The sequence below is a fragment of the Amycolatopsis sp. NPDC104775 genome, from assembly GCF_055583325.1.
Genome location: NZ_JBVJOE010000009.1, coordinates 107,136 through 119,975, shown reverse-complemented (window position 1 = coordinate 119,975; position 12,840 = coordinate 107,136). Strand labels below are relative to the sequence as shown.

The following is a 12,840-nucleotide window of genomic DNA, read 5'->3' as shown; positions in this document are numbered from 1 at the left end:
GGTTCCCCCCGGGGGTGGTTTTTTCGTACGCCCCCAACCGGGCAAACCCCAACAAGACGAAGGAGAAGGGGGACGAACCCTTGGCCCCCCCCCCCGGCCCCCCCCCCCCCCCCCGGCCCGGGTGGCCGCTCCCCCGATGAGGTGATCGTCACCCCGGGACGCGGTCCATTGTGGAACATCCAGCGGCGCTTCTCCTTGCCGCTGACGAATTTCTCTCGCGTTCTTAACGCCCCCGCGGCTCCGGCGAGCGCCCCCATGCGGCACGGGGGCGCGGGAGGCCGAGCCGCTCGAAGCAGCGGGTCCATAGGCTGGTCGCCGCGTCCCGGCATCCGAACCCAGTGCGCTCTGACCGCGGGAACCCGTCCGGGAATAGCGTCCCGGCGCCCGGCGTTCTGCATGCCGGGAAGTCCCGCGCGGTGCCGCCTCAAGGCCCCGATCTGGGGTTACGATGACCGGTCGGCGACCGTAGCGACCCCCCGCCCGGACCGCTCCGCGAGTGGACGGGTATCTTTGGAGACCGTGCCCGGCAGGCGTCGGGCCGCTCCGCGTGCCGTTGGGCATGAGCGGGGTGCTTTTGCACCCGGTTCACCAGCCTCGCCACGTGGGGTTCCGACGGAAAATCCCTCCGGGAAGTTACCGGTCGCGAGACCGTGACGCGGGCCGACACGCCCGACCGCGGGGACCGGTGAAGACACGAAGAAGCAAGATCACGACAGGAAGCTGGTCCATTGCCCACGATCCAGCAGCTGGTCCGCAAGGGCCGCCAGGACAAGGCTGCCAAGCAGAAGACCGCGGCCCTCAAGGGGAGCCCGCAGCGTCGTGGCGTGTGCACCCGCGTGTACACCACGACCCCGAAGAAGCCGAACTCGGCCCTGCGCAAGGTTGCTCGTGTGAAGCTGACCAGCGGCATCGAGGTCACCGCATACATCCCCGGTGAGGGTCACAACCTCCAGGAGCACTCGATGGTGCTCGTGCGCGGCGGTCGTGTGAAGGACCTGCCGGGTGTTCGGTACAAGATCATCCGCGGTTCGCTCGACACCCAGGGTGTGAAGAACCGGAAGCAGGCGCGCAGCCGGTACGGCGCGAAGAAGGAGAAGAGCTAATGCCTCGCAAGGGTCCGGCGCCGAAGCGGCCGCTGATCTCCGACCCCGTCTACGCCTCCCCGCTGGTCACCCAGCTGGTGAACAAGGTGCTGAAGGACGGCAAGCGGTCCCTCGCCGAGCGCATCGTCTACGGCGCGCTGGAAGGCGCTCGCGAGAAGACCGGCACCGACCCGGTCGTCACGCTGAAGCGCGCGCTCGACAACGTGAAGCCCACCATCGAGGTGAAGAGCCGCCGCGTCGGTGGCGCCACCTACCAGGTGCCGATCGAGGTCAAGCCCGGCCGCTCCACCACGCTGGCGCTGCGCTGGCTGGTCTCCTTCTCGCAGCAGCGCCGCGAGAAGACGATGATCGAGCGTCTGCAGAACGAGCTTCTGGACGCGAGCAACGGCCTTGGCGCCAGCGTCAAGCGCCGCGAAGACACGCACAAGATGGCCGAGTCGAACAAGGCCTTCGCGCACTACCGCTGGTGATGACCGCCCGGCTGCCGATAGAAGCCATGCCGGGCCCCACGTTCGAGACAGGGGAACATTCTCGTGGCACGTGAAGTGCTGACCGACCTCAACAAGGTCCGCAACATCGGCATCATGGCGCACATCGACGCCGGTAAGACCACCACCACCGAGCGGATCCTGTTCTACACCGGGATCAACTACAAGCTCGGCGAAGTCCACGACGGCGCCGCCACGATGGACTGGATGGAGGAGGAGCAGAAGCGGGGCATCACCATCACCTCGGCTGCCACCACCACCTTCTGGAACGACTACCAGATCAACCTGATCGACACCCCCGGGCACGTCGACTTCACCGTCGAGGTGGAGCGCAACCTGCGGGTGCTCGACGGCGCGGTCGCCGTCTTCGACGGCAAGGAAGGCGTCGAGCCGCAGTCCGAGCAGGTCTGGCGGCAGGCGGACAAGTACGACGTCCCGCGCATCTGCTTCGTCAACAAGATGGACAAGCTGGGTGCGGACTTCTACTACACCCTGCAGACCATCTCGGACCGTCTCGGCGTCCGGCCGCTGGCCATCCAGCTGCCGATCGGCGCGGAGAACGACTTCGAGGGCGTCATCGACCTGGTCCGGATGAAGGCCCTGGTCTGGCGCGGCGAGGTGCAGAAGGGCGACGACTACTCCGTCGAGGACATCCCGGACGCGCTGGCCGACCGCGCCGCGGAGTACCGCGAGAAGCTGATCGAGGCCGTCGCCGAGACCGACGACGCGCTGATGGAGAAGTTCCTCGAGGGCGAGGAGCTGACCCAGGACGAGATCAAGGGCGGCATCCGCAAGCTGGTCGTCACCCGCGAGGCGTTCCCGGTGCTCGCCGGCTCCGCGTTCAAGAACAAGGGCGTGCAGCCGATGCTGGACGCGGTCATCGACTACCTGCCGTCGCCGCTGGACGTGCCGCCGGTCGAGGGTCTGCTGCCCGACGGCGAGACCCCGGTCACCCGGCACGCGACGACCGAGGAGCCGTTCTCCGCGCTCGCGTTCAAGATCGCCGCGCACCCGTTCTTCGGCAAGCTGACCTACATCCGGGTGTACTCGGGCAAGGTCGCCGCCGGAGCGCAGGTCGTCAACGCGACCAAGGAGCGCAAGGAGCGCATCGGGAAGATCTTCCAGATGCACTCCAACAAGGAGAACCCGGTCGACGAGGCCCTGGCCGGCCACATCTACGCGGTCATCGGCTTGAAGGACACCACCACTGGTGACACCCTCGCCGACGCGCAGAACCCGGTCGTGCTCGAGTCCATGACCTTCCCGGACCCGGTCATCAAGGTGGCCATCGAGCCGAAGACCAAGGCCGACCAGGAGAAGCTCTCCCTGGCGATCCAGAAGCTGGCCGAGGAAGACCCCACGTTCCAGGTCAACCTGGACGAGGACACTGGCCAGACGATCATCGCGGGCATGGGCGAGCTGCACCTCGAGGTGCTGGTCAACCGGATGAAGTCCGACTACAAGGTCGAGGCGAACATCGGCAAGCCGCAGGTCGCCTACCGCGAGACCATCAAGAAGACCGTGGACAAGCTCGACTACGTCCACAAGAAGCAGACCGGTGGTTCCGGCCAGTTCGCGAAGGTCATCGTGAAGCTGGAGCCGCTCGAGCGCACCGACGGTGCTCTCTACGAGTTCGACAACAAGGTGACCGGTGGCCGCGTGCCGCGGGAGTACATCCCGTCGGTCGACGCGGGCGCCCAGGACGCGATGCAGTACGGCGTGCTGGCCGGCTACCCGCTCGTCGGGTTGAAGTTCACCCTGTTGGATGGCGCGTACCACGAGGTCGACTCTTCCGAAATGGCGTTCAAGATCGCCGGTTCCATGGCGATGAAGGAAGCCGCGAAGAAGGCCGGCCCGGTCATCCTCGAGCCGATGATGGCCGTCGAGGTCACGACTCCCGAGGACTACATGGGTGACGTGATCGGCGACCTCAACTCCCGCCGTGGCCAGATCCAGGCCATGGAGGAGCGCGCCGGTACCCGTGTCGTCAAGGCACTGGTCCCGCTGTCGGAGATGTTCGGCTACGTCGGCGACCTGCGGTCCCGTACCCAGGGCCGGGCGAACTACTCCATGGTGTTCGACTCCTACGCCGAGGTTCCCGCGAACGTCGCGAAGGAAATCATCGCGAAGGCGACGGGGGAGTAATCCCCTCCGCTCGCGGGCATTAAGGGACTCTCCTGAACGTCCGCAGCAACGACGAAGGAACATTCGCGGGGTGGCAGCCACGCTGCCCCGCGAGCACAAGCAAATCCAGTCCAGGAGGACATTCCAGTGGCGAAGGCGAAGTTCGAGCGGAGCAAGCCGCACGTCAACATCGGCACCATCGGTCACGTCGACCACGGCAAGACCACGCTGACCGCGGCGATCACCAAGGTTCTGCACGACGCGTACCCGGAGCTGAACGAGGCCCGTGCGTTCGACCAGATCGACAACGCGCCGGAAGAGAAGCAGCGCGGTATCACGATCAACATCTCGCACGTCGAGTACCAGACCGAGAAGCGTCACTACGCGCACGTGGACGCCCCCGGTCACGCTGACTACATCAAGAACATGATCACCGGTGCCGCGCAGATGGACGGCGCGATCCTGGTGGTCGCGGCGACCGACGGCCCGATGCCGCAGACCCGCGAGCACGTGCTGCTGGCCCGCCAGGTCGGCGTGCCCTACATCGTCGTGGCGCTGAACAAGGCCGACATGGTCGACGACGAGGAGATCCTCGAGCTCGTCGAGCTGGAGGTCCGCGAGCTGCTGTCCTCGCAGGAGTTCCCGGGCGACGACGCGCCGGTCGTGCGCGTCTCCGGCCTCAAGGCCCTCGAGGGCGACGAGAAGTGGGGCCAGGCGGTCCTCGAGCTCATGCACGCCGTCGACGACAACGTGCCGGACCCGGTCCGCGACCTCGAGAAGCCGTTCCTGATGCCGATTGAGGACGTCTTCACCATCACCGGTCGCGGCACCGTCGTGACCGGTCGCGTGGAGCGCGGCCAGGTCAACGTGAACGAAGAGGTCGAGATCGTGGGTATCCGCGAGAAGTCGACCAAGACCACCGTCACCGGTGTCGAGATGTTCCGCAAGCTGCTCGACTCGGGCCAGGCGGGCGACAACGTCGGCCTCCTGCTGCGCGGCATCAAGCGCGAGGACGTCGAGCGCGGCCAGGTCGTCGTGAAGCCGGGCACCACCACCCCGCACACCGAGTTCGAGGGCCGGGTCTACATCCTGTCCAAGGACGAGGGCGGCCGGCACACGCCGTTCTTCAACAACTACCGCCCGCAGTTCTACTTCCGCACCACGGACGTGACCGGCGTCGTGACCCTCCCCGAGGGCACCGAGATGGTCATGCCGGGCGACAACACGGACATCAGCGTCGTGCTGATCCAGCCGGTCGCCATGGACGAGGGTCTGCGCTTCGCCATCCGCGAGGGTGGCCGGACCGTCGGCGCGGGCCAGGTTACCAAGATCATCAAGTGAGGTCGGCGCCCTGAATTCGGGTCACTACACCCCCGAGTTCAGGGCGTCAACTCACGTGTGCGACACTATTCAGGTTGCTCGTCCTGGGGCGGCCGAATCCTTCTCGGTTTTCAATCGACTGGGTTCCGGCCGCCCTGGTGTGAGCGGCCACGGTCCGTGGAGCTCTTCCTTCGGGTGAGGCTAGCGGGCAAAGGCCAGTAGGGACGACCGCGTGTCGGCCCGCGGCCTCCTCACGTAGAGGAAGACCAGGCAAGACGACGATCCTTAGGGATCCGTCTGTGCGGCGGGCGCGACACGCCCGACCGCGTGGACCGGGGACAGGGCCGTTGAACTGCTGAAACCCGGGTTCCGGCCCAGGTTGACGAGACAAAGCGGCACGAGACGACAAGGAACGCAGCCACCATGGCGGGACAGAAGATCCGCATCCGGCTCAAGGCCTACGACCACGAGGCGATCGACACCTCGGCGCGCAAGATCGTGGAAACGGTCACGCGCACCGGCGCCCGTGTTGTCGGGCCGGTGCCGCTGCCTACCGAGAAGAACGTTTACTGCGTCATCCGCTCGCCGCACAAGTACAAGGACTCGCGCGAGCACTTCGAGATGCGCACGCACAAGCGTCTGATCGACATCCTCGACCCGACGCCGAAGACGGTGGACGCGCTCATGCGCATCGACCTCCCGGCGAGCGTCGACGTCAACATCCAGTAAGCGTTGGGCGAGCGGCGGAGATAAGAACTCATGTCTGACAGGCAAATGAAGGGCATCCTGGGCACCAAGCTCGGCATGACCCAGGTCTTCGACGACCAGAACCGGGTCGTCCCGGTGACGGTCGTCAAGGCCGGTCCGAACGTGGTGACCCAGGTCCGGACCACCGACAAAGACGGCTACGCGGCCGTGCAGCTGGCGTTCGGCGCGGTCGACCCGCGCAAGGTGAACAAGCCGCGCACCGGCCACTTCGACAAGGCGGGCGTGACGCCGCGCCGGCACCTCGCCGAGCTGCGCACCACCGACGCCGAGACCTACGAGGTCGGCCAGGAGATCACCGCTGAGGTGTTCGAGGCCGGCACCACGGTCGACGTGACCGGTACCAGCAAGGGCAAGGGCTACGCCGGCGTCATGAAGCGGCACGGCTTCAAGGGCCAGGGCGCGAGCCACGGTGCGCAGGCCGTGCACCGCAAGCCGGGTTCCATCGGCGGCTGCGCCACGCCGGGCCGCGTGTTCAAGGGCCTGCGGATGGCGGGCCGGATGGGTAGCGACCGGGTCACCACGCAGGGCCTGACCGTGCACGCGGTGCGTGCCGAGGACGGCCTGCTGCTGATCAAGGGCGCGGTGCCCGGTCCCAAGGGCGGCCTGCTGTTCGTGCGCAGCGCCGCGAAGGGTGGTAACTGACGATGACGAGCGTCGAGCTGAAGACCCCGGCCGGTAAAGCCGACGGCACCGTCGAGCTCCCCGGGGAGATCTTCGACGTGCAGGCCAACGTCGCGCTGATGCACCAGGTCGTGGTGGGCCAGCTGGCCGCCGCGCGCCAGGGCACGCACGACACGAAGACCCGCGGTGAGGTCTCCGGTGGCGGCAAGAAGCCGTACCGGCAGAAGGGCACCGGTCGCGCCCGCCAGGGTTCGACCCGCGCGCCGCAGTTCGCCGGCGGTGGCGTCGTGCACGGCCCCACGCCGCGCGACTACACCCAGCGCACCCCGAAGAAGATGAAGGCCGCCGCTCTGCGTGGCGCCCTCTCCGACCGGGCTCGCGCCGGCCAGCTGCACGTCGTGACGGAACTGGTCACCGGCGAGAAGCCGTCGACCAAGACCGCCAAGGCGGCGATCGCGGCCGCGACCCAGGCCAAGCGCGTTCTCGTGGTCCTGCACCGCGACGAGGAGCTCGCCTGGGTGTCCGCGCGCAACCTGCCGTACGTGCACCTGATCTGGGCTGACCAGCTCAACACCTACGACGTCCTGGTCAACGACGACGTCGTGTTCACCAAGGCCGCCTACGACGCGTTCGTGGCAGGTCCCGTCCGCGGGAAGGTCGTCAAGGCCCTCGCGCGTTCGAGCGAGGTTTCGGAAGGGAGTGACGAGAAGTGAGCTCGGTCGCCATCCCGGACCCCCGCGACATCCTGCTCGCGCCGGTGATCTCCGAGAAGTCCTACGGGCTGCTCGAGGACCACAAGTACACGTTCATCGTCCGACCGGACGCCAACAAGACCCAGATCAAGATCGCGGTCGAGAAGGTGTTCGGCGTGAAGGTCGTCAGCGTCAACACGGCCAACCGCCAGGGCAAGCGGAAGCGGACTCGTACCGGCTTCGGCAAGCGCAAGGACACCAAGCGCGCCATCGTGACTCTTTCGCCGGAAAGCAAGGCGATCGAGATCTTCGGCGGACCCACCGCGTAAAGGACTGAGCTGAGTATGGGCATCCGCAAGTACAAGCCGACGACCCCGGGTCGTCGCGGTTCGAGCGTCTCGGACTTCGCCGAGATCACCCGTTCCACGCCGGAGAAGTCGCTCCTGCGTCCGCTGAGCAAGACCGGCGGCCGCAACGCTTCGGGCAAGATCACCACCCGGCACAAGGGCGGTGGCCACAAGCGCGCCTACCGCGTGATCGACTTCCGTCGCCACGACAAGGACGGCGTGCCGGCCAAGGTCGCGCACATCGAGTACGACCCCAACCGCACCGCGCGCATCGCGCTGCTGCACTACGCCGACGGCGAGAAGCGCTACATCATCGCGCCGGACAAGCTCAAGCAGGGCGACACGGTGGAGAACGGCCCCCGCGCCGACATCAAGCCGGGCAACAACCTGCCGCTGCGCAACATCCCGGTCGGCACCGTGATCCACGCGATCGAGCTCCGCCCCGGCGGCGGCGCGAAGATGGCCCGGTCCGCCGGCGCCCGCGTGCAGCTCGTCGCCAAGGACGGTCCTTACGCCCAGCTGCGTCTCCCCTCGGGCGAGATCCGCAACGTGGACGTGCGCAACCGCGCGACCGTCGGCGAGGTCGGCAACTCGGAGCACTCGAACATCAACTGGGGCAAGGCGGGCCGCAACCGCTGGCGCGGCAAGCGCCCGACTGTCCGCGGTGTCGTGATGAACCCGGTCGACCACCCGCACGGCGGTGGCGAGGGCAAGACCTCCGGTGGCCGTCACCCGGTGAACCCGAACGGCAAGCCCGAAGGCCGCACCCGCAAGAGCAAGCCGTCCGACAAACTGATCGTCCGCCGCCGGCGCACCGGCAAGAAGCGCTGAGCAGGGAGGTAGAAGCACATGCCACGCAGCCTTAAGAAGGGCCCGTTCGTGGACGACCACCTGCTCAAGAAGGTGGACGCGCTGAACGAATCGGGCAAGAAGACCGTGATCAAGACTTGGTCGCGGCGCTCCACGATCATCCCGGACTTCCTGGGTCACACGATCGCGGTGCACGACGGCCGCAAGCACGTCCCGGTGTTCGTCACCGAGGCGATGGTGGGTCACAAGCTGGGCGAGTTCGCCCCGACGCGGACCTTCAAGGGCCACATCAAGGACGACCGCAAGTCGCGCCGCCGCTGAGCGGGCCAGAGAAAGTTAAGGGAAGCAGATGAACGCCCAGTCAAACGCCACGGCCGCAGCCGAAGAGCTGCCCTCGGCCGTCGCGCGGGCTCGTTTCGTCCGGGACTCGCCGATGAAGGTGCGCCGGGTGATCGAGCTCGTCAAGGGTCGTAGCGTCAGCGAGGCCTTGGCCGTCCTCCGGTTCGCGCCGCAGGCGGCCAGCACGCCGCTCGCGAAGGTCATCGCCAGCGCGGCGGCCAACGCCGAGAACAACCTCCAGCTGGACCCGGAGACGCTCTGGATCAAGTCCGCGACCGCCGACGAGGGCCCGACCCTCAAGCGCATCCGTCCGCGTGCCCAGGGTCGTGCGTACCGGATCCGCAAGCGCACCAGCCACATCACCGTGGTGGTCGAGTCGCGGCCTGCGGAGAAGAAGAGCAACAAGAAGGCAGGTGGCCGGTAGTGGGCCAGAAGATCAACCCGCACGGCTTCCGCCTGGGTATCACCACTGACTGGAAGTCGCGCTGGTACGCCGACAAGCAGTACGCGGAGTACGTGGCCGAGGACGTCAAGATCCGCAAGCTGCTCTCCACCGGCATGGAGCGCGCCGGCATCTCCAAGGTCGAGATCGAGCGCACCCGTGACCGCGTCCGCGTCGACATCCACACCGCCCGGCCGGGCATCGTCATCGGCCGCCGCGGCGCGGAGGCCGACCGGATCCGCGGCGCGCTGGAGAAGCTGACCAAGAAGCAGGTCCAGCTGAACATCCTCGAGGTGAAGAACCCCGAGGCCGACGCGCAGCTGGTCGCCCAGGGTGTCGCGGAGCAGCTGAGCAACCGCGTGGCGTTCCGCCGCGCGATGCGCAAGGCGATCCAGACCTCCATGCGCTCGCCGCAGGTCAAGGGCATCCGCGTGCAGTGCGGCGGTCGTCTCGGCGGTGCCGAGATGTCCCGCTCCGAGCACTACCGCGACGGCCGGGTCCCGCTGCACACGCTGCGCGCCGACATCGACTACGGCTTCTTCGAGGCCAAGACGACGTTCGGTCGCATCGGCGTGAAGGTGTGGATCTACAAGGGCGAGCTGGTCGGCGGCCTGAAGGCGCGCGCCGAGCGCGACGCCGCCGCGTCGGCCGCGGACCGCGCGCCGCGCCGCGACCGTGGCGACCGGCCGTCCCGTCCGCGCCGTTCCGGCTCCTCGGGCACGACCCCGACCTCGACCGAGGCCGGCCGCGCCGCCGCTGCCGCGAAGAGCGACACCGCGACCGAGGCGGCCCCGGCCACCGAGACCGCAGAAAAGACGGAGGGCTGAGACGTGCTCATCCCGCGCAGGGTCAAGCACCGCAAGCAGCACTCCCCGAAGCGCCACGGCGCCGCCAAGGGCGGTACCAAGGTCAACTTCGGCGAGTACGGCATCCAGGCGCTTGAGCACAGCTACGTGACGAACCGGCAGATCGAGTCCGCTCGTATCGCCATGACCCGTCACATCAAGCGTGGCGGCAAGGTGTGGACGACGATCTACCCGGACCGCCCGCTGACCAAGAAGCCGGCGGAAACCCGCATGGGTTCCGGTAAGGGTTCGCCCGAGTGGTGGATCGCCAACGTGAAGCCGGGCCGCGTGATGTTCGAGATCAGCTTCCCGAACGAGGAGACCGCCCGCGAGGCGCTCCGCCGCGCGATCCACAAGCTGCCCATGAAGTGCCGCATCGTGACCCGGGAAGGTGAGTTCTGATGGCTAACGGAGCCGCACAGGCATCCGAGCTGCGTGAGCTCACCGCCGAAGAGCTCGTGCTGCGTCTGAAGGAATACAAGGAGGAGCTCTTCAACCTCCGCTTCCAGATGGCGACCGGGCAGCTGGACAACAACCGTCGGCTGCGCACCGTCCGCACGGACATCGCGCGGATCTACACGGTCATGCGCGAGCGCGAGCTCGGCCTGTCCGTGGCGCCCGACGCCGAAAGTGAAGGTGCCGCATGAGCGAGGCTGCCACCGAGAAGACCGCCCGGAACTACCGCAAGGTCCGCGAGGGCTACGTCGTCTCGGACAAGATGGACAAGACGATCGTGGTCGAGCTCGAGGACCGCAAGAAGCACCCGCGCTACTCGAAGGTCGTCCGCACCACCTCCAAGGTGAAGGTGCACGACGAGAACAACGAGGCGGGCGTGGGCGACCGGGTCACCCTGATGGAGACCCGGCCGCTGTCGGCCACCAAGCGCTGGCGTCTGGTGCAGGTCGTGGAGAAGGCCAAGTAAGCAGGGCTCTTCGGAGTCCTTGGTTCCGCAAGGCTCGCCGGCAGGCGAGAACCAGCGCGACATACAGGAGTTGACGTGATCCAGCAGGAGTCGCGGCTTCGGGTTGCCGACAACACCGGGGCAAAGGAAATCCTTTGCATCCGCGTGCTCGGCGGCTCCGGGCGGCGCTACGCCGGCATCGGCGACATCATCGTCGCCACCGTGAAGGACGCCATCCCGGCCGCCGGGGTGAAGAAGGGCGATGTCGTCAAGGCAGTCATCGTCCGCACGGTGAAGGAGCGCCGTCGTCCGGACGGTTCCTACATCCGGTTCGACGAGAACGCCGCCGTGCTCATCAAGAACGACAACGAGCCCCGGGGCACCCGCATCTTCGGCCCGGTGGGCCGCGAGCTGCGCGACCGAAAGTTCATGAAGATCATTTCGCTCGCGCCGGAGGTGCTGTGATGAAGGTGAAGAAGGGCGACACGGTCGTCGTTATCGCCGGCAAGGACAAGGGCGCCAAGGGCAAGGTCATCCAGGCCTACCCGGACCGCGAGCGCGTGCTGGTCGAGGGTGTCAACCGGATCAAGAAGCACACCCGGATCACCCAGACCCAGCGCGGCGCGCAGTCCGGCGGCATCGTGACCCAGGAAGCGCCCATCCACGTCTCGAACGTGATGGTCGTGGACTCGGACGGCAAGCCGACCCGGGTGGGCTACCGCATCGGCGAGGACGGCAAGAAGGTCCGGGTCTCGCGCCGGAACGGCAAGGACATCTGACATGACCACCGCAGAGAAGATCGTGCCGCGTCTCAAGACCCGGTACCGCGAAGAGATCAAGGGCGAGCTCCAGAAGGAGTTCTCCATCCCCAACGTGCACCAGATTCCCGGCGTCGTGAAGATCGTCGTGAACATGGGTGTCGGGGACGCCGCCCGCGACAGCAAGCTGATCGACGGCGCGGTCCGCGACCTCGCCCTGATCACCGGGCAGAAGCCGGAGATCCGCAAGGCTCGCAAGTCGATCGCGCAGTTCAAGCTGCGCGAGGGCCAGCCGATCGGCGCGCGCGTCACGCTGCGCGGCGACCGGATGTGGGAGTTCCTCGACCGGCTGCTGACCATCGCGCTGCCCCGTATCCGCGACTTCCGCGGGCTTTCGGCCAAGCAGTTCGACGGCAACGGCAACTACACGTTCGGTCTCAACGAGCAGTCGATGTTCCACGAGATCAACCCGGACGACATCGACCGCCCTCGCGGCATGGACGTCACCGTCGTCACGACCGCCACCACCGACGACGAGGGCCGGGCGTTGCTGCGCAAGCTCGGATTCCCGTTCAAGGAGAACTGAGCCGATGGCCAAGAAAGCGCTAGTCAGCAAGGCTTCGAAGAAGCCGAAGTTCGCGGTGCGCGCCTACACCCGTTGCAACCGGTGCGGGCGTCCGCACTCGGTCTACCGCAAGTTCGGCCTGTGCCGGATCTGCCTCCGGGAAATGGCGCACGCGGGCGAACTGCCCGGTGTCCACAAGTCCAGCTGGTAAGGCTCGAAACTCTATTCCCAGTTCGCCACAGGCCCCGCCGACCCGGCCCGGAACGCTCCGGGCCGGGCGAGGCGGGGAACCAGGCGAGAAAGGTTGACAGGTCACCATGACGATGACCGACCCCATCGCAGACTTCTTGACCCGTCTGCGCAACGCGAACTCGGCGTACCACGACGAGGTCGTGCTTCCGCACTCGAAGATCAAGGCGAACATCGCCGAGATCCTCAAGCGCGAGGGCTACATCGCGAGCTACCGCGACGAGCCGGGCGAGAAGCACAAGAACCTGGTCGTCGAGCTCAAGTACGGCCCCAACCGCGAGCGGAGCATCGCCGGCCTTCGCCGCGTCTCCAAGCCGGGTCTGCGGGTCTACGCAAAATCGACCGAACTGCCGTCCGTGCTCGGCGGCCTCGGCGTCGCGATCATCTCGACGTCCGCGGGTCTGCAGACCGACCGGCAGGCCAAGCGCAACAACGTGGGCGGCGAAGTCCTCGCCTACGTCTGGTAAG

Annotated in this window: 20 protein-coding genes; all 20 read left to right on the top strand. The window is 67.2% G+C overall.

The annotated features are described in order from the left end of the window. Positions 1-728 precede the first annotated feature (728 nt). The 20 genes from rpsL to rpsH all read left to right on the top strand — a co-directional run bounded on the left by rpsL (position 729) and on the right by rpsH (position 12,839). Entirely contained in the window at positions 729-1,103 is a 375-nt protein-coding gene (gene rpsL, locus ACZ63D_RS33210) for a 30S ribosomal protein S12 (protein WP_003102113.1), read from the top strand. Next, positions 1,103-1,573, top strand: a complete 471-nt coding sequence (gene rpsG / locus ACZ63D_RS33205) for a 30S ribosomal protein S7 (RefSeq protein WP_009072291.1) — start codon at positions 1,103-1,105, stop codon at positions 1,571-1,573. The genes rpsL and rpsG overlap by 1 nt, the downstream gene beginning before the upstream one ends. Positions 1,574-1,636: 63 nt before the next feature. Next, positions 1,637-3,736 carry an elongation factor G gene (gene fusA / locus ACZ63D_RS33200; RefSeq protein WP_465358276.1) on the top strand — a complete coding sequence of 700 codons (2,100 nt, stop codon included), beginning with the start codon at positions 1,637-1,639 and terminating at the stop codon, positions 3,734-3,736. A 126-nt stretch (positions 3,737-3,862) separates the two neighbouring features. After that, the gene (gene tuf, locus ACZ63D_RS33195; protein WP_465358275.1) at positions 3,863-5,056 is read left to right on the top strand and encodes an elongation factor Tu; all 1,194 of its coding nucleotides are present in this window, start codon (positions 3,863-3,865) and stop codon (positions 5,054-5,056) included. Between the two features lie 402 nt (positions 5,057-5,458). Next, on the top strand, positions 5,459-5,764 hold the full coding sequence (gene rpsJ / locus ACZ63D_RS33190) for a 30S ribosomal protein S10 (protein ID WP_003102098.1): 306 nt from the start codon (positions 5,459-5,461) through the stop codon (positions 5,762-5,764). 30 nt (positions 5,765-5,794) lie between these two features. After that, a complete protein-coding gene (gene rplC, locus ACZ63D_RS33185; RefSeq protein WP_465358274.1) occupies positions 5,795-6,445 on the top strand; it encodes a 50S ribosomal protein L3 in 651 nt (216 codons plus the stop codon). Positions 6,446-6,447: 2 nt separating this feature from the next. Further along, on the top strand, positions 6,448-7,137 hold the full coding sequence (gene rplD / locus ACZ63D_RS33180; protein ID WP_465358273.1) for a 50S ribosomal protein L4: 690 nt from the start codon (positions 6,448-6,450) through the stop codon (positions 7,135-7,137). Beyond that, complete coding sequence (rplW, locus tag ACZ63D_RS33175) at positions 7,134-7,445, top strand: 50S ribosomal protein L23 (RefSeq protein WP_009072304.1); 312 nt, start codon at positions 7,134-7,136, stop codon at positions 7,443-7,445. The genes rplD and rplW overlap by 4 nt, the downstream gene beginning before the upstream one ends. Positions 7,446-7,460: 15 nt before the next feature. Continuing rightward, on the top strand, positions 7,461-8,294 hold the full coding sequence (gene rplB / locus ACZ63D_RS33170; protein ID WP_009072306.1) for a 50S ribosomal protein L2: 834 nt from the start codon (positions 7,461-7,463) through the stop codon (positions 8,292-8,294). Positions 8,295-8,312: 18 nt separating this feature from the next. After that, positions 8,313-8,594 (top strand): 30S ribosomal protein S19, encoded by a 282-nt coding sequence (gene rpsS / locus ACZ63D_RS33165; protein ID WP_003102083.1) that lies wholly within the window; start codon positions 8,313-8,315, stop codon positions 8,592-8,594. A 28-nt stretch (positions 8,595-8,622) separates the two neighbouring features. Next, a complete protein-coding gene (gene rplV, locus ACZ63D_RS33160; protein ID WP_037360236.1) occupies positions 8,623-9,036 on the top strand; it encodes a 50S ribosomal protein L22 in 414 nt (137 codons plus the stop codon). Beyond that, on the top strand, positions 9,036-9,881 hold the full coding sequence (gene rpsC / locus ACZ63D_RS33155; RefSeq protein ID WP_465358272.1) for a 30S ribosomal protein S3: 846 nt from the start codon (positions 9,036-9,038) through the stop codon (positions 9,879-9,881). The genes rplV and rpsC overlap by 1 nt, the downstream gene beginning before the upstream one ends. Before the next feature lie 3 nt (positions 9,882-9,884). Continuing rightward, positions 9,885-10,301, top strand: a complete 417-nt coding sequence (gene rplP / locus ACZ63D_RS33150) for a 50S ribosomal protein L16 (RefSeq protein ID WP_009072313.1) — start codon at positions 9,885-9,887, stop codon at positions 10,299-10,301. Then, on the top strand, positions 10,301-10,546 hold the full coding sequence (gene rpmC / locus ACZ63D_RS33145; protein ID WP_009072314.1) for a 50S ribosomal protein L29: 246 nt from the start codon (positions 10,301-10,303) through the stop codon (positions 10,544-10,546). Before rplP ends, rpmC begins: the two co-directional genes overlap by 1 nt. Further along, the gene (gene rpsQ, locus ACZ63D_RS33140) at positions 10,543-10,821 is read left to right on the top strand and encodes a 30S ribosomal protein S17 (RefSeq protein ID WP_037816263.1); all 279 of its coding nucleotides are present in this window, start codon (positions 10,543-10,545) and stop codon (positions 10,819-10,821) included. The genes rpmC and rpsQ overlap by 4 nt, the downstream gene beginning before the upstream one ends. A gap of 75 nt (positions 10,822-10,896) precedes the next feature. Beyond that, positions 10,897-11,265, top strand: coding sequence for a 50S ribosomal protein L14 (gene rplN / locus ACZ63D_RS33135; protein WP_004558867.1), 369 nt, complete (start codon positions 10,897-10,899; stop codon positions 11,263-11,265). Continuing rightward, positions 11,265-11,579 carry a 50S ribosomal protein L24 gene (rplX, locus tag ACZ63D_RS33130; protein WP_009072317.1) on the top strand — a complete coding sequence of 105 codons (315 nt, stop codon included), beginning with the start codon at positions 11,265-11,267 and terminating at the stop codon, positions 11,577-11,579. Before rplN ends, rplX begins: the two co-directional genes overlap by 1 nt. 1 nt (position 11,580) lies before the next feature. Next, entirely contained in the window at positions 11,581-12,144 is a 564-nt protein-coding gene (gene rplE / locus ACZ63D_RS33125; RefSeq protein WP_009072319.1) for a 50S ribosomal protein L5, read from the top strand. A 4-nt stretch (positions 12,145-12,148) separates the two neighbouring features. After that, a complete protein-coding gene (locus ACZ63D_RS33120; protein ID WP_020662790.1) occupies positions 12,149-12,334 on the top strand; it encodes a type Z 30S ribosomal protein S14 in 186 nt (61 codons plus the stop codon). 106 nt (positions 12,335-12,440) lie between these two features. Next, the gene (rpsH, locus tag ACZ63D_RS33115; RefSeq protein ID WP_009072322.1) at positions 12,441-12,839 is read left to right on the top strand and encodes a 30S ribosomal protein S8; all 399 of its coding nucleotides are present in this window, start codon (positions 12,441-12,443) and stop codon (positions 12,837-12,839) included. Position 12,840 lies beyond the last annotated feature (1 nt).

What these genes read in the sequence shown, in the direction of transcription:
- rpsH (WP_009072322.1), top strand. Translation starts at nt 12,441, where the DNA reads ATGACGATGACCGACCCCATCGCAGACTTCTTGACCCGTCTGCGCAAC.
- rplD (WP_465358273.1), top strand. Translation starts at nt 6,448, where the DNA reads ATGACGAGCGTCGAGCTGAAGACCCCGGCCGGTAAAGCCGACGGCACC.
- rpsG (WP_009072291.1), top strand. Translation starts at nt 1,103, where the DNA reads ATGCCTCGCAAGGGTCCGGCGCCGAAGCGGCCGCTGATCTCCGACCCC.
- rplX (WP_009072317.1), top strand. Translation starts at nt 11,265, where the DNA reads ATGAAGGTGAAGAAGGGCGACACGGTCGTCGTTATCGCCGGCAAGGAC.
- rplC (WP_465358274.1), top strand. Translation starts at nt 5,795, where the DNA reads ATGTCTGACAGGCAAATGAAGGGCATCCTGGGCACCAAGCTCGGCATG.
- rpsQ (WP_037816263.1), top strand. Translation starts at nt 10,543, where the DNA reads ATGAGCGAGGCTGCCACCGAGAAGACCGCCCGGAACTACCGCAAGGTC.
- rpmC (WP_009072314.1), top strand. Translation starts at nt 10,301, where the DNA reads ATGGCTAACGGAGCCGCACAGGCATCCGAGCTGCGTGAGCTCACCGCC.
- rpsS (WP_003102083.1), top strand. Translation starts at nt 8,313, where the DNA reads ATGCCACGCAGCCTTAAGAAGGGCCCGTTCGTGGACGACCACCTGCTC.
- ACZ63D_RS33120 (WP_020662790.1), top strand. Translation starts at nt 12,149, where the DNA reads ATGGCCAAGAAAGCGCTAGTCAGCAAGGCTTCGAAGAAGCCGAAGTTC.
- rplV (WP_037360236.1), top strand. Translation starts at nt 8,623, where the DNA reads ATGAACGCCCAGTCAAACGCCACGGCCGCAGCCGAAGAGCTGCCCTCG.
- rplE (WP_009072319.1), top strand. Translation starts at nt 11,581, where the DNA reads ATGACCACCGCAGAGAAGATCGTGCCGCGTCTCAAGACCCGGTACCGC.
- rpsJ (WP_003102098.1), top strand. Translation starts at nt 5,459, where the DNA reads ATGGCGGGACAGAAGATCCGCATCCGGCTCAAGGCCTACGACCACGAG.
- rplB (WP_009072306.1), top strand. Translation starts at nt 7,461, where the DNA reads ATGGGCATCCGCAAGTACAAGCCGACGACCCCGGGTCGTCGCGGTTCG.